Origin of the sequence: Actinoplanes sp. CA-142083 (assembly GCF_050942195.1) — a bacterium.
GTDB lineage: Bacteria > Actinomycetota > Actinomycetes > Mycobacteriales > Micromonosporaceae > Actinoplanes.
Map to the genome: position 1 here is coordinate 10189037 of NZ_CP192076.1, position 22656 is coordinate 10211692.

18 protein-coding genes are annotated in these 22656 nt (G+C 71.9%); 9 read left to right on the forward strand and 9 right to left on the reverse strand.

The genetic code is table 11. From position 1 onward, the window contains the following. Positions 1 to 42: 42 nt before the first annotated feature. The 4 genes from ACQPZX_RS47195 (at position 43) to ACQPZX_RS47210 (ending at position 2327) form a co-directional block, all read left to right on the forward strand. On the forward strand, positions 43 to 822 hold the full coding sequence (locus ACQPZX_RS47195) for an LmeA family phospholipid-binding protein (protein ID WP_433371291.1): 780 nt from the start codon (positions 43 to 45) through the stop codon (positions 820 to 822). 70 nt (positions 823 to 892) lie between these two features. Then, complete coding sequence (locus tag ACQPZX_RS47200) at positions 893 to 970, forward strand: Ms5788A family Cys-rich leader peptide (RefSeq protein ID WP_311772860.1); 78 nt, start codon at positions 893 to 895, stop codon at positions 968 to 970. 171 nt (positions 971 to 1141) lie between these two features. Then, positions 1142 to 1990, forward strand: a complete 849-nt coding sequence (locus ACQPZX_RS47205) for a sulfurtransferase (RefSeq protein WP_433371293.1) — start codon at positions 1142 to 1144, stop codon at positions 1988 to 1990. A gap of 4 nt (positions 1991 to 1994) precedes the next feature. Beyond that, positions 1995 to 2327 (forward strand): DUF1416 domain-containing protein, encoded by a 333-nt coding sequence (locus tag ACQPZX_RS47210; RefSeq protein ID WP_433371296.1) that lies wholly within the window; start codon positions 1995 to 1997, stop codon positions 2325 to 2327. Positions 2328 to 2341: 14 nt separating this feature from the next. On the opposite strand, the gene ACQPZX_RS47215 is transcribed toward ACQPZX_RS47210, so the two are convergent. Continuing rightward, a complete protein-coding gene (locus tag ACQPZX_RS47215; protein WP_433371299.1) occupies positions 2342 to 3622 on the reverse strand; it encodes an AI-2E family transporter in 1281 nt (426 codons plus the stop codon). Positions 3623 to 3795: 173 nt separating this feature from the next. On the opposite strand from ACQPZX_RS47215, the gene ACQPZX_RS47220 reads away from it, so the two are divergent. Beyond that, the gene (locus tag ACQPZX_RS47220; RefSeq protein ID WP_433385933.1) at positions 3796 to 4092 is read left to right on the forward strand and encodes a GroES family chaperonin; all 297 of its coding nucleotides are present in this window, start codon (positions 3796 to 3798) and stop codon (positions 4090 to 4092) included. 4 nt (positions 4093 to 4096) lie between these two features. Here the strand turns inward: ACQPZX_RS47220 and ACQPZX_RS47225 are convergent, their stop codons facing one another. Both ACQPZX_RS47225 and ACQPZX_RS47230 read right to left on the reverse strand, forming a co-directional pair. Further along, positions 4097 to 5887, reverse strand: a complete 1791-nt coding sequence (locus ACQPZX_RS47225; RefSeq protein ID WP_433371302.1) for a PrsW family glutamic-type intramembrane protease — start codon at positions 5885 to 5887, stop codon at positions 4097 to 4099. Positions 5888 to 6349: 462 nt separating this feature from the next. Next, positions 6350 to 7519: an FUSC family protein gene (locus ACQPZX_RS47230; RefSeq protein WP_433371305.1), complete on the reverse strand. Its 1170-nt coding sequence runs from the start codon at positions 7517 to 7519 to the stop codon at positions 6350 to 6352. A gap of 23 nt (positions 7520 to 7542) precedes the next feature. On the opposite strand from ACQPZX_RS47230, the gene ACQPZX_RS47235 reads away from it, so the two are divergent. Next, positions 7543 to 8190, forward strand: a complete 648-nt coding sequence (locus tag ACQPZX_RS47235) for an HD domain-containing protein (RefSeq protein WP_433371308.1) — start codon at positions 7543 to 7545, stop codon at positions 8188 to 8190. Here ACQPZX_RS47235 and ACQPZX_RS47240 read toward each other — a convergent pair. Together ACQPZX_RS47240 and ACQPZX_RS47245 are read right to left on the reverse strand one after the other, a co-directional pair. Next, the gene (locus ACQPZX_RS47240) at positions 8164 to 8424 is read right to left on the reverse strand and encodes a DUF4031 domain-containing protein (protein WP_433371311.1); all 261 of its coding nucleotides are present in this window, start codon (positions 8422 to 8424) and stop codon (positions 8164 to 8166) included. The two genes, ACQPZX_RS47235 and ACQPZX_RS47240, sit on opposite strands and share 27 nt — an antisense overlap. Next, positions 8421 to 10220 (reverse strand): glycerol-3-phosphate dehydrogenase/oxidase, encoded by a 1800-nt coding sequence (locus ACQPZX_RS47245; RefSeq protein WP_433371313.1) that lies wholly within the window; start codon positions 10218 to 10220, stop codon positions 8421 to 8423. Before ACQPZX_RS47245 ends, ACQPZX_RS47240 begins: the two co-directional genes overlap by 4 nt. Before the next feature lie 77 nt (positions 10221 to 10297). Here ACQPZX_RS47245 and ACQPZX_RS47250 point away from each other — a divergent pair, with 77 nt between their 5' ends. Then, positions 10298 to 11233, forward strand: coding sequence for a GNAT family N-acetyltransferase (locus ACQPZX_RS47250; protein ID WP_433371316.1), 936 nt, complete (start codon positions 10298 to 10300; stop codon positions 11231 to 11233). A 23-nt stretch (positions 11234 to 11256) separates the two neighbouring features. Continuing rightward, positions 11257 to 16659 carry an Ig-like domain-containing protein gene (locus tag ACQPZX_RS47255; RefSeq protein ID WP_433371319.1) on the forward strand — a complete coding sequence of 1801 codons (5403 nt, stop codon included), beginning with the start codon at positions 11257 to 11259 and terminating at the stop codon, positions 16657 to 16659. Positions 16660 to 16719: 60 nt separating this feature from the next. Here ACQPZX_RS47255 and groL read toward each other — a convergent pair whose 3' ends face one another. Further along, on the reverse strand, positions 16720 to 18342 hold the full coding sequence (groL, locus tag ACQPZX_RS47260; protein WP_433371321.1) for a chaperonin GroEL: 1623 nt from the start codon (positions 18340 to 18342) through the stop codon (positions 16720 to 16722). 254 nt (positions 18343 to 18596) lie between these two features. Continuing rightward, positions 18597 to 19526 carry a hypothetical protein gene (locus ACQPZX_RS47265; protein ID WP_433371324.1) on the reverse strand — a complete coding sequence of 310 codons (930 nt, stop codon included), beginning with the start codon at positions 19524 to 19526 and terminating at the stop codon, positions 18597 to 18599. Positions 19527 to 19588: 62 nt separating this feature from the next. Between ACQPZX_RS47265 and ACQPZX_RS47270 the strand changes: the two genes are divergently transcribed. After that, the gene (locus ACQPZX_RS47270) at positions 19589 to 20134 is read left to right on the forward strand and encodes an N-acetyltransferase family protein (RefSeq protein ID WP_433385936.1); all 546 of its coding nucleotides are present in this window, start codon (positions 19589 to 19591) and stop codon (positions 20132 to 20134) included. Here the strand turns inward: ACQPZX_RS47270 and ACQPZX_RS47275 are convergent, their stop codons facing one another. Continuing rightward, the gene (locus tag ACQPZX_RS47275; protein ID WP_433371327.1) at positions 20135 to 21112 is read right to left on the reverse strand and encodes a GNAT family N-acetyltransferase; all 978 of its coding nucleotides are present in this window, start codon (positions 21110 to 21112) and stop codon (positions 20135 to 20137) included. Positions 21113 to 21369: 257 nt separating this feature from the next. Continuing rightward, positions 21370 to 22650 (reverse strand): threonine synthase, encoded by a 1281-nt coding sequence (gene thrC / locus ACQPZX_RS47280; RefSeq protein ID WP_433371330.1) that lies wholly within the window; start codon positions 22648 to 22650, stop codon positions 21370 to 21372. Positions 22651 to 22656: the final 6 nt, after the last annotated feature.

Below are 22656 nucleotides of genomic sequence, written 5' to 3' on the forward strand. Positions count from 1 at the left end.
GAGGGCATGTACCGTCCACCGCAGTCGATATCGGGAGGACCGGTGAGCGAGACGTACCGCCCGCGGCGGCGCTGGGGACGACGCCTCTTCATCAGCTTCATCGTTCTGTTGATCCTGGTGGCCGCGGCGCTCGTGGTGGCCGACCGGGTCGCCGCGTCCTACGCCGAGCGCACGATCAGCGACCGGGTCGCGCAGGAGGTCGCCGACCAGAAGGCGACCAGCGAGAAGCCGGACGTGACCGTCGAGGGCTTCCCGTTCCTCACCCAGGTCGCCCGCGGCGTCTACCACGAGATCAAGATCGAGCTGGCCGACTTCACCGGTCCGGCCGTCGAGGGCCGCACGATCCGGATCAAGCTGCTCGACATTCGCGCCAACGACGTGACCGCGCCCTTCGACACGCTCCGCTCCGGCAATGGGCAGATCACCGCGGGCACGGTCACCGGCACCGGGCTCATCGACTACGCGCAGCTTTCCGAGCTGGTCGGGCAGCCCGGGGTGAAGCTCGCCGAGAAGGACGGCAAGCTGGTCGGATCGGCGCCGGTGTCGGCGCTCGGCCAGACCGTCAACGTCAGCGGCACGGCCGAGCTCACGGTCAAGGGCGATGTGGTTCAGGTGCGTTTCAGCGATGTGAAGGCGGAGGGTCTGCCCGACAACGCGCTCGTCCGGGGGCTGATCAACTCGTACGTGCAGAAGCTGGCCTTCAATCTCACCGTGCCGCCGTTGCCGCTGGACCTGAAGGTGCAGAAGGTCGAGCCGCAGGCCGACGGCCTGAAAATCACCGCCGCCGCCAGCAACGTGGATCTCAATTCCGCGGGCCTGTGACTGCGGACTCGTTCCCGGATCGTGGTCGAGGCTGTTCCGCGGTCTGGAACCGCTGGTAGGGTCGTTTTCCATGAGCCTGTTGCTCACCAAGAGGCGCGCGGTCGACCTGTGCCGCGTGGCCGCCTGCCTGTGTCGCCCTGTCATCTGACGGGGCCACCTGTGCTGAGCACGTTCTAGCTCGCTCGCGAAGCAACGCGAAGCAAAGCCCGGCAGTGGCGCCGTCGCACAAGCACGAGATCTGTAACCAGGGTCCCGCGCGGGGTGCGACCAAACCTCCGTGCGCTGACTCTCCCCCTCCACCCATCAAGGGAGTGAACCGATGAGTCGCGACACCGCACTCGTCTCGGCCGACTGGGCCGAGAAGAACCTTGAAACGCCGGGCATCGTCTTCGTCGAGGTCGACGAGGACACCACCGCCTACGACGGCGGCCACATCCCCGGCGCGGTCAAGATCGACTGGAAGAAGGACCTGCAGGACCCGGTCCGGCGGGACTTCGTCAACCAGGAGCAGTTCTCCGCTCTCCTCTCCGAGCGCGGCATCTCCAACAACGACAAGGTCGTGCTCTACGGCGGCAACAACAACTGGTTCGCGGCGTACGCGTACTGGTACTTCAAGCTGTACGGCCACGGCGACGTCGTGCTGCTCGACGGCGGCCGCAAGAAGTGGGAGCTCGACGCCCGCCCGTACTCGAAGGACGTGCCCAGCCGGGAGAAGACCTCCTACCAGGCCTCCGCGCCCGACCTGTCGATCCGCGCGTTCCGCGACGAGGTCGTCCAGGCCATCGGCGTGAAAAACCTGGTCGACGTGCGCAGCCCCGACGAGTTCGCGGGCCGCCTGCTCGCCCCCGCGCACCTGCCGCAGGAGCAGTCGCAGCGGGCCGGCCACATCCCCACGGCGATCAGCGTGCCGTGGAGCAAGGCGGCCAACGAGGACGGCACCTTCAAGTCCGACGACGAGCTCGCCAAGATCTACGGCGACGCCGGCCTCGACGGCAGCAAGGACACCATCGCGTACTGCCGGATCGGCGAGCGCTCCTCGCACACCTGGTTCGTGCTCAAGGAGCTGCTCGGCCAGCAGAACGTGAAGAACTACGACGGTTCCTGGACCGAGTACGGCTCGCTCATCGGCGTGCCGATCGCGCTCGGCGACGAGCCCGGGAAGGCGTGATCATATGACTTCCCCGTCGAACATCGCGGCCGGTTGCGCCGCTCCCGACCAGTCGGCGCCCCTCCCCGCCAGCGTCGACCTCGAGAAGGAAACCGTCATCACCGGCCTGGTGAACACCGCCGAAGGCGAGGCCGTCGGCGGCGCGTACGTGCGCCTGCTCGACTCCTCCGGCGAGTTCACCGCCGAGGTCGTCACCTCGCCCGAGGGCGTGTTCCGGTTCTTCGCCGCGCCGGGGTCATGGACCCTGCGGGCGCTGAGCCGGTCCGGCAACGGTGAGGTCGTCGTGGACGCCACTCGCGGCGTCAACGAGGTCGCGATCAGCGTCGCGGCGGCCTAGCAGCCCACGCTCTGTCAGAGGGCGGGATCCCCGGTGGGGGTCCCGCCCTTGCTCGTCACGACGACCGCGGTGGGCGGCACCTCCGGGCGCCGGCGCGACAGCCGCCGGACGCCCGTGTTCAGCACCGCGATCAGCGGCACCGCCACCAGCGCGCCGATGATCCCGGCCAGCGTCGCGCCGCACGCGATCCCGATGATCACGACGAGCGGGTGGATCGCCACCGCCCGGCCCATGATCAACGGCTGGAGGACGTGGCCCTCCACCTGCTGCACCAGAATCACCGCGCCCAGCACGATCAGCGCGATCACCCAGCCCTGGTCGACCAGCGCCACCAGCACCGCCACCGCGCCCGACACGCTCGCGCCGACGATCGGGATGAACGCGCCCAGGAACACCAGCGCGGCCAGCGGGAGCGGGAACGGAACCTTCAAGATCACCAGAGCGATACCAATGCCGACCGCGTCGATGAACGCCACCAGCACAGTCGCCCGCACGTAGGCGCCCAGCGTCACCCACGACGCGTCCCCGGCGTCCGCGAGCGACCAGCGGGCCTGCACCGGGAACAGCCGCACAATGAACCGGAAGATCTTCCGGCCGTCGCGCAGGAAGAAAAACGTCGAGAAGAGCACCAGCAGCATGCCGGTGACCACCTCGAACAGCGTTGCGGCGGTCGCGATGCCGGTCGAGGTCAGCTGGGAAGTGTGCTCGTTCACCCACTGCTGCGCGTTGTCGATCGCCTGGTTCACCTGAGCGTCCGAGAGGTGCAGCGGGCCGGTCCGCGCCCAGTTCTGGATCTGCCGTACGCCGTCGCTCGCCTTCTGGGTCAGCTCGCCAACGCCGTCGACGAACTGCGAGATCACCAGGGTCAGCGTGCCGGCCACCGCGGCGATGCCGCAGATCAACACCAGGAACGTCGCCAGCGAGCGGGGCACATGCAGCTTGAGCACCCAGCGGACGGCCGGGGCGAGCAGCGCCGAGAGCAGCAGGGAGATCGCCAGCGGGATCACCACGAAGCTGACGATGCCGATGAAGTGCAGCAGCGCCCAGCCGACCACGCCGACCACGATCAGCCGCCAGCTCCAGGCGGCGGCGATCCGCAGCGAATGCGGCACCTCGGCGTCGTCCCGGCTGTTCGTCGAGTCGTACACCACCTCGGGCTCCACGGGCGGCGGCACGAATTCCTCGTCGCGGTCCGGCTCGACCACGGCCTCGTCGGCGCGCGCCTGGCGCACCGACTCCCGGCCCGAGTCGTAGGCACGACGCAGGTTGTCACGGACCCGATGCAAACGGCTCAACCGGCCAACCTCCTCGCCGCATCCGCGCCGCGTCGCGGCACGCGGTAACCACCGTAGTGGTCCCGCGCCGCTGAGTCCCCGCAGCCACCACCCGCAAAACCAAACCGGGCGGCGGCGTACCGTCTGCAATCGTGAGCGCCGACACCCGCACCGAGTCCGGTCTGCCGATCCGGATGCTGCATGATCGTGTCCTTGTCCGCCAGGACGGTGCAGAGGGCGAGCGACGATCGTCGGCCGGGATCGTGATTCCCGCCACGGCCTCCGTCGGGCGCCGCTTGTCCTGGGCGACCGCTGTCGGCATCGGCCCCAACGTCCGCTCGATCATCGTGGGCGACCGCGTTCTCTTCGACCCCGACGACCGCTCCGAGGTCGAGCTCCACGGCCGCGAGTACGTCCTGCTCCGCGAGCGCGACGTGCACGCCGTCGCCGCCAGCCGCGTCGAGTCCGACGGCACCGGCCTCTACCTTTAGATCATCACTCCGGGCGGTTCGCGTCCGGCTGGGTGGGCGGTGCGCTTTCCGACGATGACGCGTACGGCGGGGGCAGCGCATCGTGCTGCGTCGGAGATACGGCGGTTCCCGCGCCTGAGGCGGGCGGTGGGAGCTGTGGGCTTCGCGGGCCCGGCTCAAACCCGGAAGACGGCGGCTGCGCGAACGGCGGCGGGCCGTAGCCCCCCGGGGCCGGCGGCCGGACATAAGGGTCCGGGCCGTAGTTGGGCTGGCCATAGCCCGGCTGCCCGTAACTTGGCTGGCCATAGCTCGGCTGCCCGTAGCTCGGCTGGCCCTGACCAGGCTGCCCATAGCCCGGCTGCCCCTGACCAGGCTGGCTGGGCTGACCCTGGCCGGGCTGACCGTAGTTCGGCTGGCCGTAGGCGGGCTGACCATAGCTGGGCGGACCGTAGCTGGGCTGACCGTAAGTGGGCTGGCCATAGCTCGGCTGTCCGTAGGCCGGCTGTCCGTAGGCCGGTTGGCCGTAGGCGGGTTGGCCGTAGGCGGGTTGGCCGTAGCCGGGGTACACCGGGCGGGCAGGGGGCAGGCGGATCGGGACCGGGACCACCGGGTCGGCCGGCGGCGGCAGGACGCGGGGCACGCCGTCCGGGAAGACGATGTGGTAGTTGAGGCCGTCCCAGAAGGATTGGGGCGTCGTCGGGTCCTTCGCCGTGAACGACTGCCGGTGGGCCTGGATCTCCTCGAGGAGGCGGTTCTCCTCGGAGGTCGTGCGGTACTGGTCGGTGGGCGTGGTGTGCAGGCCGCGCTGCATGCCGTCGCGAAGCAGCGCCAGCTGGGTCGCGGCGAACTGGAAGTCGCGCATCGCCTTCTGCCCGGTGGCGCCGGCGACCCGCTTGGCCCACTGCCGCGCGGAGTGGCGGCGGCCGAGGCTGCCGAGCGACGCCACCTCGGGCGGCGAGAACCAGCCGGCCCGGACGTAGAGCGGAAGTACGCGCTCGGTGAGGCGGCCCTCCCAGGCGCGCAGCGCGATGGCGAAGCCGACCACCGCGAAGAACAGCGGCACCATGAAGCCGAGGTAGCCGTACAGCATGATGAATGGCTGTTCGAGGCTCGCCGAGAGCGTGGGCAGCAGGTTGAACGTGCCGTGCAGGATCATCGCGAGCAGCAGCCCGGCGATCGGGGCGAGCCAGCGAACCCGGCGGTCGCCCGAGCGGGCCGAGATGCCCAGCCCGATGCCGGTCATCGAGGTGAACAGCGGGTGCGCGAAGCCGGTGAACAGGATGCGCACGATGAAAATCAGGAAGAGGTTCTGCAGGCCGGTGGCGGGACCGTACTCCTCGACGCCCGTCGCGTAGCCGTGCTTGCCGAGGTAGAGCACGTTCTCCACCATGGCGAAACCGAGCGCCGACAGCCCGCAGTAGACGATGCCGTCGGTGATGCCGGACCACTCGCTGCGCCGGCGCCAGAGCAGGAAGATCGGGCCCAGCGCCTTCATCGACTCCTCGATGAAGGGCGCGACCAGCACCGCGACGAGAGCATCGGGGAAGCCCCACTTGTCGAAGAGCTTGGACGCCTCGGTGTTGACCAGCAACGCCGCGGCGGTCGCGATCGCGGCGCCCCAGGTGAAGCAGAAGGCCAGGTACCGGATCGGCTCGGGCTCGTAGCGGTCGAGCCAGAGGAAGGCGGCGACCAGCAGCGGCACCGGCAACACCGCGGCGATCAGCCCGACCGTCAGCCCGGTGAGGCCGATGTCCACGCCCAGGAAGAAGAGCATGCCGACGGCGCCGGCCAGCAGAAAGCCGATGACCCCGACCATGGGAAGCCAGCGCCGGTAGCCCATGCGGGCAACAGGCTGGGAAACGATGGTCGCATCGCCCGGAAACGGCCCGCCATAGACCAAGTCAGGCCCCGGAGGCTGCTCGAACGCACCGGGCTGGAAGGAGCTAGGTGCCGCGCCAGCCTGGAAGGAACTAGCCGGGTCGCCCGCCGCGAAGGAGCCAGCCGGTGCGCCAGGCTGGACTGAGCCAGGCGCACCGCCGGCCGGGTCGGAGCCAGCCGCGCCGGCCTGATCGGAGCCCGCGGCCGCGCCGGACGCGAACGCCTGCGTGGGCAGCGCCGACGGGTGCGGCACGGCCTGAGTCGGGGCGCTCTGGTCGGGCGGCCCGCCCGGCGAAACGTCGGCCATGCAAGCCAGCGTAGTCACCCGGTCGGGTGGGGGCGGCCCCGCGGCCCGCGCGGCCAACCGTCAGGCGCGGCCAACCGGCAAGCGCGGCCGGCGTCAAGCGTGGCCCGGCGCCGGTGGGCGGCGGCCGGGGCGGCGGGTGGTGCGGGCTCGGTCGCGCCAGCCCGCGGCCCGGCGGACCAGGCGTGGCGCCTCGGCGAAGTCGACGCCGGTGGCGCGCAGCAGGTCGGTGGCGGCCGAGCGGATCTGGGCGACCACCACGCCGCCGGAGAAGCCGACCCCGTCGTCGTAGGCCTTGGCCGCCTCCGACACCGCGCTCAAAGCCCGCTGTCGGGCCGCCAGCGGCTCGGCGGCCTTGGCCCACTCCTGGCGCATCAGGTCGACCGAGTCGCCGAGCAACGTGATCGCGGTGGCCAGCACGTCGGGCATCTTCTCCTCGTCGCCCAGGCCGGTGCTCACCCGCCGGACCAGCACGCGGGCGTTGCGCAGCGCGTGGGTGGCCTGCATGGCGCCGTCGACGTACTGCGCCAGCGCTCCCCGGGTGCGCCAGCGGGCGGGAGCGAATGCCACGTTCTCGCGGGCCGCGGTGACCGCCGCGGAGAAGGCGGCGAAGGACGTCTCGGCGGCGCGTAGCTCGACCAGGGCCGCATCCACCTCGTCGCGGTCGCGGGCCCGCAGCGCCGTCGCCACGTGGTGCAGGCCGTCGGCGAAGGCGCGCAGCGCGGGGTCGGCCGCCCGCTTCACGACGGTGAGCGGGTTCAGCGGCAGCAGCACGGTCATCACGACCAGGCCGACTCCGCCGCCGACCAGGGCGTCGAAGAACCGCGTCCACGGCAGGCCGGTGGACGAGGTCAGGGTGGCCACGAGTACCGCCGAGGAGGCGGACTGGACCACCAGCGGGGTGCCGCCGCCGACCGCCGTGGCGACCAGGATGGCGAGCAGCACGACCAGGCCGATCTGCCACGGGCCGGTGCCGATCAGCAGGATCAGCGCGTCGCCGATGCCGATGCCGATCGCCACGCCGAGGACCAGCTCGGCCGTGCGGCGGGCGCGCTGGCCGACCGAGGACGCCAGCGTGATCACGGCGGCGATCGGGGCGAAGAACGGCTGCGGACGCCCGATCACGTCGTGCGCGATGAACCAGGCGATCCCGGCGCCCACCCCGGCCTGAACGGCGAGCGCGATGCCGCCCCGCACCCGGCGGGCGCCGGCCAGCAGGCCGGCCCGGGCGCGGCCGGTCAGCCGGGGCGCGGCGGAGGGGGTCACGATCACTGACCATACTGGCGGATGTGACTTCTCTCGTGGACGAGTTCACGGTGGCGGCGCGGCAGGCGGGCGCCACCGCCGGGGGCCCGGATCTGACCGCCGCCGGCGAGTACCTGCTGTCCCGCTGGTCGGAGCCGCAACGGCACTATCACACGGTGACGCATCTGTCCGCCGTACTCGATGTGATCGATCGCCATGCCGGTCTCGCGGCACATGCGGAACGGGTCCGGTTGGCCGCGTGGATGCACGACGCGGTCTATGACCCGCGGGCGCTCGGGGACGCGAACGAGAGGGACAGCGCCGAGTTCGCCGAAGGGCTGCTGACGACGCTGGGCGTGCCGGAGGCGACCGCGGCCGAGGTGGCGCGGCTGGTCGGGCTGACCGCCGGGCATGCCACCGAGGAGGACGATCCCGACGGCGAGCTGCTCTGCGACGCCGACCTGGCGATCCTGGCGAGCGACGACGACACGTACGCGGCATACACCGCCGCCATCCGCCGGGAGTACGCGCACGTTCCCGAGGACGCCTTCCGGGACGGCCGCTCCCAGGTGCTCAAGGCGCTGCTGGAGCTGCCGTCGATCTACCGCCTCGAGCCGCTGCGCACGCAGTGGGAAGACAAGGCCCGCGCCAACCTGCGGCGTGAGCTAGACGAGGTGCTTGGGACGGCGTAGGCCCGCCGCCCGCAGGCGGAACGCCAGGTCACGCGAGGGCAGCAGGGTCGCGCCGAGCCAGAGCGCGCTGCGGAACCGTTCCTGCGGAATGTCGTAGTGATCCCGGTCGAAGCCGCGCCGCGGCGCGCCCAGCATCTCGGCGAACACGTGCAACTCGGCATAGGACACGTCGCTGACCAGGTGGGACCAGAGTCGGCCCCGGGCCGGCCACAGCGGCTCGTCGACGAGGATCAAAGATCGATCTCTAAGAGGTCGATCCCCCGGTCGGCGGCGAAGCCGCGCACGTCCGGCACCCCTATCCGGGCCGCGTCGGCGGTCAGGTCGTCGGGCATGGTCTGCGACTGCCGCTCGGCGGCCACTCGCGCCAGGTAGTGCTCGACCTCCCTCTCCCGGACCGCCTTGTCCCAGCCGAGCGCGTCCCCCATGATCGCGGCCGCGTGGGTGGCCGACTCGGTGCCGCGGTGCGGCGTTTCGATCGAGATTCGCGTACGCCTGGTGAGCACGTCATCGAGGTGCAGGGCACCCTCGGCCAGCGCCGCGTACGCCACCTCGGCCGCGAGGTATTCCGGGGCGCCGGTCAGCGGCGTGGCCAGCGCCGGCTCGGCGGCGATCATGGCCAGGATGTGGACGGTCAGCGTGCCGTACCGCTCGAGGAGATGCTCGACCACCCCGGCCGAGACGCCGTGCCGCTTCGCCACGTCTTGCCGGTCGCGCCACGCGGCGGCGTAGCCGTCCGCGCCGAGCAGCGGCAGCTGATCGGTGCGCGACGGCCGTGCCGCGCCACCCAGCCGGCGCACCGCCCGGTCGATGACGTCGGCCGCCATCACCCGGTACGTCGTGTACTTGCCGCCGGCCACCAGCAGCAACCCGAGCATCGGCTCGACCACGGCGTGCTCGCGGGAGAGCTTGGAGGTCGAGTCGGCCTCGCCGGAGAGCAACGGCCGCAGCCCGGCGTAGACGCCCTCGATGTCGTCGGTGGTCAGCGGCCGGTCGAGCACGGTGTTGACCTGATCGAGGATGTACCGGATGTCGCGGGCCGAGGCGGCCGGGTGGGCGCGGTCGAGCGTCCAGTCGGTGTCGGTGGTGCCGATGATCCAGTGGCCGCCCCACGGGATCACGAACAGCACCGAGGTGGGGGTGCGCAGGATCAGGCCGGCCTCGCCGGTGATCGCGGAGCGGGGCACCACGAGGTGCACCCCCTTGGAGGCGCGCACCCGCAGGCCGGGGCGGACGCCGACGTCGCTGAGCATCTGCGACATGTCGTCGCTCCAGACGCCGGTGGCGGCGACGACCGTGCGCGCCCGCACCTCGAACTCCGGCGAGTCGGGCGCCTCGAGGTCGCGGACCCGCACGCCGACCACCTCGCGGGCCTCACGCACGAAGCCGACCACGCGGGCGCTGGTGACCACGGCCGCGCCCAGGCTGGCCGCGGTGCGGGCGAGGGTGACCACCAGGCGCGCGTCGTCGACCTGGCCGTCGTAGTAGCGGATCGCGCCGCTCACCGCGTCGGCCCGCAGGCTCGGGAACAGGTGGCGCGCGCCGTCGCGGGTGAGATGGCGGTGCAGCGGCATGCCCCGGCCGGTGCCGAAGACGCCGGCGAACGCGTCGTACGCCGCGACGCCCAGCCCGTAGTAGGCGCGCTGCCAGACCCGAGCCGGCGGGTTGCCCGGCGGCAGCGGCACCAGGATCGGCACCGGGCGCACCAGGTGCGGCGCCAGGCGGGTGGAGAGCAGGCCCCGCTCGGTGAGCGCCTCGTGCACCAGGTGCAGCTCGAGCTGCTCGAGGTAGCGCAGGCCGCCGTGGATCAGCTTGCTGGACCGGCTGGACGTGCCGGCGGCCAGGTCACGGGCCTCGACCAGGGCGACCTTGAGCCCGCGGGAGGCGGCGTCGAGGGCGGCGCCGGCGCCGGTCACCCCGCCACCGACCACCAGGACGTCGAACTGCTCGTCACGCAGGCGCCGGATGTCGGCGATCCGCCGGATCGGGGACAGGCGTCCGGCCGAGTAGCGGGAAACGGAGGGATCACGCACCCGTCCCACGTTAGCGCTCGTGCGCGTCACCCAGGCGGGGGAAATCTCACGCGAAAGTTAAGTTAGGTTCGGCAGTTGTGGATCGCGAGTTCTGGATTGCCGAGCTGACCGAGGCCGACCTGCCTGCTGTTGTTGCCCTGTGCCGGAGCGGGCTGGATCTCCCCGAGGACGCGGCCGAGGCGGCCGAGATCGTGGCGCGGCTGCGCGAAACCACCGGCACCGACGGCTGGTCGCCGATCCCGCGCCGCATCGCCGGCTTCGTCGCCAAGGCCGCGGGCGATCGGATCATCGGGGTGGTGCTCGGGTCGGTCTCGCTCCGGGACGCGTCGATCGGGCACATCGACCTGATCGCGGTCGACCCGGCCGAGCGGCGGCGCGGCGTGGGCCGGGCCCTGATGGCGCGGATCGAGGGCGCGCTGGCCGGGCTGGGCGCCGGCGACGTGGTGCTGGCCGGCAACGCGCCGTACTACGCGTGGCCCGGCATCGACGTGCGGTACACCCCGGCGGTCTGCGCGGCGATGGCGCTCGGCTTCGCCCAGGACCAGCCGGCCTGGAACATGACGGCCGACCTGCGCGCGCTCGTCCCGACCGAGCCGGACGAGAAGCGGCTGGCCGGCGAGGGCGTGACGGTCCGCCGGGCGACCACCGGCGACACCGCCGCGCTGGTCGCGTTCGCGCTGGCGAACTGGGGCGCCGGCTGGGCCGGCGAGATCAGCCACTCGATCGGCCGGGAGCGGGCCGGCTGCCACCTCGCGATCGAGGCGGACGGCACGCTGCTGGGCTTCGCCGCGTACGGGTCGTCGCGGCCGAGCTGGTTCGGCCCGATGGGCACCACCGTGGCCGCCCGGGGCCGGGGGATCGGCTCGGTACTACTCCGCCGTTGCCTGGCCGACCAGCGCGCGAACGGCCACCAGACCGCGCAGATCGGCTGGGTCGGCCCGATGCCCTTTTACTCCATCGCGGTGGGCGCGCGGGTGGAAAGGGTGTTCTTCCTGTACCGCAAACAGCTGTGACCCCTTTGTCCTAGCCTCAGGGCGTGGGGGTGCGCCGTGCGTCCGCGGCCCTGATCGTCGTGGTTGCCGCGCTTCTGGCGGCGACGACCTGGATCACGGGCCACGCCGAAGCGGCCGTCACCACGCCGTTCACCCCGCGCTTCGAGGTCAACGCGAACGGCTCGATCCTGCTGCGCGGCAACAGCAACCTGACCTGCGTGCTCGGGGCCGGGAGCTGCGCGCTCGCGCGGTCCGGGAACGCGTCCGGGGGCGCCGCGAACAACAACTCGTACGCGATGGCGTACACCGACGCCGACGGCAGCGCTTCGACGTTCAACGACAGCACCGCGACCATCACGATGCCGGCCGGCAGCACCGTGCTTTTCGCCGGCCTGTACTGGGGCGCCGACTCCTCGCTCGCCCCGTCGCCGGGCAACCGCAACAAGGTGCGCTTCCGCGGGCCCGGGAGCGCGGCCTGGACCACGATCACCGCGAGCAGCCTGTACACGACCGGCACGGTCTATCAGGGCTTCGCCGACGTGACCGCGATGGTCGCGGGCGCCGGCAACGGCGTGTACGGGGTCGCGGACATCCAGACGCCCGCGGCGCTCACCAACCTCTTCGCGGGCTGGTCGCTGGCCATCGCCTACCGCAACCCGGCCGAGGACATGCGCAGCCTGCGCATCTTCGACGGCTTCGGCCAGGTCACCAGCAGCGACACGGACATCTCGATCACCGGCTTCGAGACCCCGCACGCCGGCACGGTGCACGCCAAGATCGGGGCGGTCGCGTACGAGGGTGACAGCGGGACCTCCGGGGACAGCCTCGAGGTCGACGGGCAGCCGCTGGCCGATACCCAGAACCTGGCGGACAACTTCTTCAACAGCACGGTGAGCGACTCCGGCGCGGCGGTGGGCGGCCGCAATCCGCCGTACGCGAATCTGCTCGGTTTCGACGTGGACCAGGTGGACGCGACCGGGATGTTCGCGAACGGCGCCACCTCGACCAAGCTGACCCTGACCACGAGCGGCGACCAGTACTACCCGGGCGTCATCACGTTCACCATCGACCTCTACGCCCCCAAGATCACCACCACGCTCACCGGCACCGACCTGAGCGGCGGCGACCTGCTGCCAGGCGACGTGATCGAGTATCGGATCGCGGTGCGCAACGACGGCAGCGACACGGCCGACGGGGTCAACCTGGCCGATGCGATCCCGCCCTACACCACCTACGTCCCCGGCTCGCTGACCGTGCAGGGCACGCCGCTCACCGACGGCGCCGACGGTGACAACGGCTGGTTCGGCGCGGGGGCGGCCGGCTGGAGCCTGGGCAGCATTCCCTACTTAGGCACCACCTGGGTCACTCTCCGGGTCCGGGTCGCGGTCGGCGCGCCGGCCGGGTACGCCATCACCAACCTCGTCAACGTCAGCTACACCGGGCGCACCACCAGCGTCAGTGTCGCCGCGGCCGGCGGCTCCGTCGCCAGCACAGTCCTGCAGCCGCACGCCGACCTGGCCGCCGGCCTCTCGGTGATGCCGGCCTTCGTGCAGCGGGCCGCCACCCCGGTCACGGTGAACTACACGATCACCGTGACCAACGCGAGCGGCGACTTGGAGCCGGCCGCGACCGGCACGCTCACCCTGCCGCCCGGCGTCTCCCCCGGCACCCTGCCGGCCGGCTGCTCGGCGACCGGGCAGGTGGTCGCCTGCGCGCTCGGCCCGCTGGTCGCCGGCAGCTCGGGCAACGTCACGGTCCCGGCCACCGCCGACAACACCGCGGCCGCCGGCGCCGTCGCCACCCTCAAGGCGACGGGTAGCGGCTCGGACGCCAACGCCGCCAACGACACCGCGACCGCGACGCTCGCGGTCAACTCCCCGCCGGTGCCCGTCTCGGACACGGCGTCGACCGGCCACGCCACCCCGGTCACCGTCGCGGTCCGGGCCAACGACAGCGACCCGGACGACCTGGTGAGCTCGCTGACGGTCTCGCTCACCGGCGTCCCGGCGCACGGCATCGCGGTGGTGCACGCCGACCAGACCGTCACCTACACCCCGGCCACCGGCTGGGCCGGCGCCGACACATTCCCGTACCGCCTGGACGACCCGCACGGCGGCTGGTCGACCGGCACGGTCACGGTGACCACGCAGAACGCGCCTCCGGTCGCCAACAACGACATGATCAACACGGACTGGAACACCCCGGTCACGATCGACGTCCGGCAGAACGACTCGGACCCGAACGGCGACCCGCTCACCGTCGTGGCGGTCACCCAGCCCGCGACGCCGTCCGACGGGAACGTGACGTTCACCGGGACCGGCGTCACCTTCACGCCGTCGCTGCTCTTCGCCGGCACCGCCACGTTCACCTACACCGTCGGCGACGGTCACGGCGGGACGGCGACCGCCCAGGTCTCGGTCGACGTGCAGAACGCGCTGCCCACCGCGGCCGACGACGTGCTGGCGGTGACCTACGCCGCCGCCCAGGCCGGGGTGGTCGTGCCGGCGCTCGCCAACGACACCGACCCGAACGGCTTCGGCACGCTGAGCGTCCAGTCGGTCGGCAACCCGGCGCCCGGCACGGGCAGCACCTCCCTGCTCGCCGGGGTGGTCCGGTACACGGCGCCGCCGGGCTTCTCGGGCGCCGCGACCTTCACGTACACGATCACCGACGGCTTCACCACGGACAGCGCCACCGTGACCGTCACGGTCGGCAACGCCGCGCCGGTAGCCCAGCCCTTCCTGGTGACCACCGGGTACCGCACGGCGCTCACGCTGGACGTGCTGCACTGGGCCACCGATCCCAACGGCGACCCGCTGCACGTCGCCGGAACCACCGATCCGGCGCACGGCGTCGTCGCCCGCGACCTCGCCGGCACGATCACCTACCTGCCGGATGTGGGCTGGTCGGGGCCGGATTCGTACACGTACACGATCGACGACGGCCACGGCGGGACCGCCACCGCCACCGTGTCGGTCACCGTGGCCAACGGGGTCGCAGTCGCGCGGGACGACGCGGCCACCGGTCCCGGCGGGACCTCCGTGACGATCGACGTGCTGGCCAACGACGACGGCGATCCCAACGGGCAGCCGCTGACCGTCACGGTCGACGCCGGGCCGGGCCACGGGACGGTCGCGATCGGAGCGGACAAGCGGGTGACCTACACGCCCGCGCCCGGCTTCCTCGGCGCCGACACCTTCCACTACACGGTGGACGACCTGCACGGCGGCGTGGTCGGCGCGAACGTGACGGTGACGGTGGTGAACACGGCGCCGGTGGCCCGGGCCGACGCGGCGTCCACCGACACGAACACGCCGGTGGTCGTGCCGGTGCTGGGCAACGACGACGACCCGAACGGCGACGCGGTCTCGCTGACGGTGGTCGCGGCCGGCGGCCACGGCACGGTCACCGACCACGCGAACGGCACGATCACGTACGACCCGGACCCGGGCTTCCAGGGCAACGACTCGTTCGTCTACTCGATCCGGGACCCGGCCGGGCTGACCGACTCGGCGATCGTGACGATCACCGTACGCAACGCGGCGCCGGTCGCGGTCGACGACGCCTTCACCGCCCGGCCGGGGGTGCCGGCCACGCTCGCGGTGCTCGCCAACGACAGCGACCCCAACACCGCGCAGGCGATCAGCGTCACCTCGGCCACCGGACCCGCCAAGGGCACGCTGACGCTGGCCGGCGGGGTGCTGACCTACCGGGCCGACCCGAACACGGCCGGGCTGGACGGCTTCGACTACGTGCTCACGGACGACCTGGGGCTGACCAGCGGGGCCCACGTCACCATCACGATCAACGGCACGCCGGCGGCGGTCGACGACCTCGTGGCGGTTCCGGCGGACACGGCCGTCGACATCGCGGTGCTGGCCAACGACACCGATCCGGAGGCCCGGCCGCTCACCGTCAACTCGGTGGGGACGCCGGGGAACGGCGCGGCCCGGCTCAACGCGAACGGGACGGTGGAGTACCGGCCGGATCCCGGGTTCTTCGGGACGGACGTCTTCCCGTACTCGATCGCCGACGACGCCGGGAACACCGCTTCCGCGCAGGTCACCGTGCAGGTGGCCAACGCCGTGCCGGTGGCGGGGACGGACACCGCGGCGCTGCTCTCCGACCGGACGGTGGTGGTGGACGTGCTCGCCAACGACACCGACGCCAACCCGGGTCAGACCCTCACCATCGTCTCGGCCGGCCCGCCGGGACACGGCACGGCCGCCATCGTGTCCGGCCAGGTCCGGTACGCCCCGGCGGCCGGCTACGTGGGACCGGACACCTTCCCGTACGTGATCAGCGACGGCAACGGCGGCGCCGCGACCGGGACCGTCACGATCACGGTCTCCAACGGCGTGCCGGTCGCGGTGCCGGACTCCCGCAGGACGCCCTACCAGCACGCGATCGCCGTCGACGTGCTCACCAACGACCTCGACCCGGCCGGCACGCTCGACGTCACGGCGGTCACCACGCCCGGCCACGGCACGGCCAGCTTCACCGCGAGCGCGGTGACCTACACCCCGCCGGCCGGGTTCGCCGGGACCGCCACCTTCGGCTACATGGCGGTCGACGACGCCGGGCACCGCACCACCGCCGACGTCGAGATCGTGGTGGGCGTGCCGCCGAAGGTGCCGAACAAGCAGGTCACGGTGCTGGACGGCCGGTCGGTGGGCATCGGCCTGCCGGACACGGGCCAGGACGGGCGGCCGGTGATCCCGGTGCGGATCGGCCGGGCGGCCCATGGCACCGCCCTGCTGAACGCGGACGGGACGGTCACCTACGTGCCGGATCCGGGCTTCGCCGGGACCGACAGCTTCACCTTCGAGATGGTGGACGCCGACGGCAACGTGGCGCAGGGGACGGTCTACGTGATCGTGCCGGCGGCGCCGGTCGTTCCGCCGCCCGGCACTACGCCGCCGACCACCGAGCCGGCCACGCCATCGCCTGCGCCGTCTCCCAGCGCCTCATCCACACCATCACCCGGCCACAGCACGCCACCGCCGCCGGCGCGGCGCAACCGGCCGCCGGTGGCGGTGGACGACCGGGTCACGGTGGCGGCCGGGGACAGCGTGGTGATCCGGCCGCTGCTCAACGACCGCGACCCGGACGGCGACCCGCTGAGGATCACGACGATCCGCAAGCCCCGGCGCGGCACGGCGACGATGACCGCCACGACCGTCACATACACGGCCGACGACCGGACGACCACGGAGCTCTCCGCGGCCGGAGCGGCCGGGGCGGACGCGCTCGGCTACACGGTCGGTGACAATCGCGGCGGGCGGTCCACGGGAAGCGTGACGATCCGCGTCGTGCCGGTCGCCGACCTGCCGACCACCGGCCACGACGTGCTGGCCGTGGCCCGAGCCGGCCTGATCGCCGTCGCGACCGGCGGGACCCTGTGGTGGCTGGCCGAGCGCCCCCGCCCCGGACGACACCGGCGCTGACATGCGGAAAGGCGGGCCGCCGAAGCGACCCGCCTTCCGGATGTTGCGATGGGGCTGGACTCAGAAGTCCATGTCCCCGCCGCCCGGGGCGCCGGCCGGAGCCGGGTTCTTCTCGGGCTTGTCGGCCACGACGGCCTCGGTGGTGAGGAACAGCGCGGCGATCGACGCGGCGTTCTGCAGCGCCGAGCGGGTGACCTTGGCCGGGTCGATGATGCCCGCGGCCAGCAGGTCGACGTACTCGCCGGTCGCGGCGTTGAGGCCGTGACCCGCGTCGAGGTTGCGCACCTTCTCCACCACGACGCCGCCCTCGAGGCCGGCGTTCACGGCGATCTGGCGCAGCGGGGCGTCGAGCGCGAGCTTCACGATCGTCGCGCCGGTCGCCTCGTCGCCCGCCAGGTCCAGCTTGTCGAACGCGGTCTTGCCGGCCTGCACCAGCGCGACGCCACCACCGGGGACGATGCCCTCCTCGACGGCCGCCTTCGCGTTGCGAACGGCGTCCTCGATGCGGTGCTTGCGCTCCTTCAGCTCGACCTCGGTGGCCGCGCCGACCTTGATGACCGCGACGCCGCCGGCCAGCTTGGCCAGGCGCTCCTGCAGCTTCTCACGGTCGTAGTCGGAGTCCGACTTCTCGATCTCGGCGCGGATCTGGTTGACCCGGCCCTGGATCTGCTCGGCGTTGCCGCCACCGTCGACGATCGTGGTCTCGTCCTTGGTGATGACGACCTTGCGGGCGGTGCCCAGCAGGCTCAGGTCGGCGTTGTCGAGCTTGAGGCCGACCTCCTCGCTGATGACGGCGCCACCGGTCAGGATGGCGATGTCCTCCAGCATGGCCTTGCGGCGGTCACCGAAGCCCGGGGCCTTGACGGCGACGGACTTGAAGGTGCCGCGCACCTTGTTGACCACCAGGGTCGCCAGGGCCTCGCCCTCGACGTCCTCGGCGATGATGATCAGCGGCTTGCCGGCCTGCATGACCTTCTCGAGGACGGGCAGCAGGTCCTTGACCGCGGAGATCTTGCTGTTCGCGATGAGGATGTACGGGTCGTCGAAGACGGCCTCCATCCGCTCGGCGTCGGTCATGAAGTACGCCGAGATGTAGCCCTTGTCGAAGCGCATGCCCTCGGTGAGCTCGAGCTCGAGACCGAAGGTGTTGCTCTCCTCGACGGTGATGACGCCTTCCTTGCCGACCTTGTCCATGGCCTCGGCGATGATCTCGCCGACCGTGGAGTCGCCGGCGGAGATGGAGGCGGTGGAGGCGATCTGCTCCTTGGTCTCCACGTCCTTGGCGATCTGCGAGAGACCCTCGGACACGCTCGCGACGGCGGCCTCGATGCCCCGCTTCAGGGCCATCGGGTTGGCGCCCGCGGCGACGTTACGCAGACCCTCACGAACCAGCGCCTGGGCGAGGACGGTCGCCGTCGTCGTGCCGTCACCGGCGACGTCGTCGGTCTTCTTCGCGACCTCCTTGACCAGCTCGGCGCCGATCTTCTCGTAGGAGTCCTCGAGCTCGATCTCCTTGGCGATGGATACACCATCGTTGGTGATCGTTGGCGCGCCCCACTTCTTCTCAAGGACGACGTTGCGGCCCTTGGGGCCGAGCGTCACCTTGACGGCGTCGGCGAGCTGGTTCATACCCCGCTCGAGGCCCCGACGAGCTTCCTCGTCGAATGCGATGATCTTGGCCATTCGGCTGTGTCCTCCTGGACATGTTGCAGAAAAACTCTGCGCGGAACTCTGCGGACGTCACCACCTGGCGATGTGACGTCCTCAGGCCGAGCCGGATAGCCCGCGACGACCGGCCCCGTGCCCCGGCGCCGATGGCGGCGCCGCGACCGGAACCCCACCGTCCCGACCTGCTTGGCACTCAACCGTCGCGAGTGCCAATGACCTGTTTAGCACTCCGGGGGGTCGAGTGCAAGAAAACGCGGGGGTAACGGAAATCAGTCGAACTCGGGCGTGGCCAGCTCGGCGAGCAGCGAATTGCTGGTCACCGGGCCCTCGGCGCGACGGGCCTGCGCGTAGGTCACCACGGCGGCGATCGCCCAGAGCAGAACGGCGGCCACCGCCACCACGGTAGACGCCAGGCCGCCCCACACGGCGTCGGCCAGCCGGGGCAGGACGGTGACCGCGAGCGAGGCCGCGACCAGCCCGCTCAGGGAGGCCCGCGAGCAGAGGTGCTGGGCCCGTCGACGGCCGCGGTCACGCTCGATCAGCACGACGCAGCCGAGGACGCCGGCGAAGGTGAGCACGGCGGTGGAGAGCGCGGCGAGGCCGACGGCGAGGGGCGCGGCGACGGCCGGGCCCAGCCGGTCGGCGGTGAGCAGCAGCGGCAGCGCCTGGGTCAGCAGGCCGAACGCGGCCAGCCAGAGCCAGAGCGGGCGCAGCCGATAGGCCACCAGGCGCCACACCCGGCGCGGGCGGGGCAGCGACCCGGTGGCGCCCTCGGCCAGCGCCACCGGCACCAGGCCGGCCAGCGCGATCACCAGGGGCAGGGCGGACACCGCGAAGTACGCCAGCCACATCAGCGGGAGCAGCAGCAGGCCGAAGCCGCCGAGCAGGTCGGACAGGGCCGGGGCGGCGATCACCGTGTCGTCGACGTTGCCCACGAAGAAGTGCGTCGGCAGCGCGGCGAGCAGGCCGATCGGCAGCAGCGCGACCAGGCAGCGGCGCAGCACGCCCCGCCAGCGGGAGAGCCAGCCGCGCAGGCCGGCGCCATGCGGCGGGACAACCGGGTCGTCCTCGGGAGTGACCGAGCCGGCGGAGACGCCGGGGCGGGCCAGCTCGTGCGTGCGCGACTCCGGGTCGAACGGGTCGGCGGCCTCGACCACCGGGCCCTCGACCATGCGCATGCGGCCCTCGCCCACATCCATCGACACACCTTGCCTCAGCGGCGACCGTGGCCGCCACCCCCGTCCGTTTCCCGGCAACCGGGTTGCCCGCGACCCCGGCACAGGGTAGGGAGAACAGCGTGAACAGCTGGCGCGTGCACCGGGTGACCGTCGAGGACGCGGCCAGGATGCGCGCGCTGCGGCTCGAGATGCTGGCCGACAACCCGCTGGCGTTCCTCGAGACGCTCGCCCAGGCCGCCGCCCGCCCCCACGAGGCGTACCGGCAGCGCATCGCCCAGGCGGCCCGCGGCGGGCGGCTGGCCCAGTTCGTGGCCGACCCGGGCGGCCGGTCGCGGCTGATCGGGCACGCCGGCGGCACGGTCCTGCCCGAGGAGCCGGAGGTGACCGTGATCTTCGCGGTCTACGTGACCCCCGAGCAGCGCGGCGGCAAGGTGCTGGCCGAGCTGGTCGAGGCGGTCGGCGAGTGGTCCCGGGCCAACGGGCGCGACAAGCTGATGCTCGAGGTGGTCGCCGGCAACGAGCGCGCCGTCCGGGCGTACGAGAAGTTGGGTTTCGAGGACACCGGCGAGCGCGTGCCGCACCCGGTGCTCCCGGTCCTTACCGAGCTGCGGATGCGCCGCCCTATCTGACTACAGCGTCAGCTGCCAGAAGGTCACCGAGTCGAGGGGCCGGAAGCCCAGCGCCCGGTTGATCCGCAGCATGTGCTCATTGGACGCGGCGTTGAACGTGTCGATCACCTCGAGGCCGGGGCGCAGCTCGCGGACATGCGCCAGGTTCGCCAGCTTCACCAGCATGCCGAGCCGGTGGCCGCGGTGGTCCGGATCGACCAGCGTGATGTTCTGCCAGGCGTGCGCCGGGTCGGTGGCGTCGCCGGCGATCCTCGTCCAGGCGACCAGCCGGTCGCCGTGCAGGGCGCCGGCGTGATAGCTGGTCCGCCCGCGCCGGGCCGCCCTCAGCTCGCCCTCGCGGACCTTCGCGGCGTCCACCTTCTCGGGCTCCCACGCCAGCTCGCCGGTCGGGGCGTCGGCGTTGAGGCGGCCGTCCAGGTACGCCACGTCGTCGATGATCTCGTCGGGCGCCACGCCGGTCCACAGGATCAGCCGGTAGCCCTCGGCGTGCCGCCAGGCGTCGGCCAGCAGCGCGTCGTGCCCGGCCCGGTCGACCGCGCAGAGGTCGAGCCGGCTGCGCACCTCTTCGAGGGCGGGCTTGGCCTGCATCGCCGCGGCGAACAGCGCGCCGTCGGGGTGGCGGGACATCGCCGGGCCGATCAGGTGCTTGCGGCCCAGCTCCCGGATCCGCTCGGCGGCCAGGTCGAGCAGCGCCCGGCCCGCGCCCCGGCGCCGCGACGACGGCAGGACCGAGAGCTCGATGTTCGCATTGTCCAGATTGTCAAGAACCGGCAGCTCGATCCAGAGATAGCCGACCGGGTGACCGTCGATCCAGGCCAGATAGTGCTCGTGATCGGCGCCCGGAAACGGATTCGCGAGCCGTGCGACGAAGTGCTCCAGGGCCAGCGGCGGAACGTCCGGCTTGTCGCGTTCCTCGCAAGCCCGATAGATCTCGTACGCGTCGGCTGGGGTCACCAGCGGACCCGTAGAAAGATTCATGGCCGTCACCCTGCCCGGGCAACGGCCATGCTCGCGATTCATTTTTGGCTAAACGATTTTGGTCGGGAGGACGGACGCACAGCGCCTCCGGCACTGGGTCGTTGGGCACCTCGAGAGATTGTCGCCAAGCTCGAAGGTGAGGGGCCTCGTACGGCGTCGGCCCTCCCGCAGAGAGCATCTTGCCGATCCGGAAATCGGTGCGCAAGTCCTCCGGGGGTGGAATCTTCAACTAATGGCAGAGTTTCGACTACCGACCGTTATCCCAGCAGGCCAGCCTCGCGGGCCCCGCGAAGCGACGGCTTGATCTGATGAGTGGGCCCGACGAGGCCCGCCACCGCGTCGAGCGTCTTGAGTCCCTCGCCGGTGTTGTAGACGACGGTCTCCTTCTCGGGGTCGAGCTTGCCGCTCGCCACCAGCTTCTTGAGCACGGCGACCGTCGTGCCGCCGGCCGTCTCGGCGAAGACGCCGGTCGTCTCGGCCAGCAGCCGGATGCCCTCGCGGATCTCGTCGTCGTCGGCGTAGTCCATCCAGCCGCCGGTGCGGCGCACCGACTCGATCGCGTACGCCCCGGCCGCCGGGTCGCCGATGTTCAGCGACTTCGCGATGCCGGTCGGCTTCACCGGGACGATCTCGTCGGTCCCGTTCTGCAGCGCGGTGGCGATCGGGTTGCAGCCCGCCGACTGGGCGCCGAAGACGGCCCAGCCGCCCTCGGGCGCGGTGACCAGGCCGATCTCGACCAGCTCCTGGAACGCCTTGTCCACCTTGGTGAGCAGCTCGCCGGAGGCCATCGGGATGACGACCTGGGCGGGGATGCGCCAGCCGAGCTGCTCGGCCACCTCGTACCCGAGGGTCTTGGAGCCCTCGGCGTAGAACGGCCGCACGTTCACGTTGACGAACGCGGTGTCCTCGAACTCGTCGGTCTCCACCAGCTCGCCGCAGAGGCGGTTCACGTCGTCGTACGAGCCCTCGATGGCGACCAGCTCGCCGCCGTAGACCGCGGTCGTGATGACCTTGCCCTGCTCCAGGTCGTACGGGATGAAGACGATGCTCGGCGCGCCGGCCCGGGCCGCGTGCGCGGCGACCGAGTTGGCCAGGTTGCCGGTGGAGGCGCAGGCGAAGCGGGTGAAGCCGAGGCCGCGGGCGGCGGTGAGCGCCACCGAGACGACCCGGTCCTTGAACGAGTGGGTCGGGTTGGCCGAGTCGTCCTTGACGTACAGCGGCGCGCGCAGGCCGACGGCGGCGGCCAGGGCGGGGGCGCTGACCAGCGGGGTCAGGCCGGGGTCGAGGGTAACTCGGGTCGCCGGGTCCTGGCCGGCGGGGAGCAGGCCCGCGTAACGCCAGATGTTGTTCGGTCCCGCCTCGATCTGCTCACGGGTCACCCGCGCGAGCGCGGCCTGGTCGTAGGCCACCTCGAGCGGGCCGAAACACTCGTAACAGGCGTGCTGGGCGATCAGCGGGTACTCCGCGCCGCACGCACGGCAGACGAGCCCACGGGCGGGCGAGTCGGTGGTCGAGGGTGTGCTGACGGCAGACGTCATCGAGGC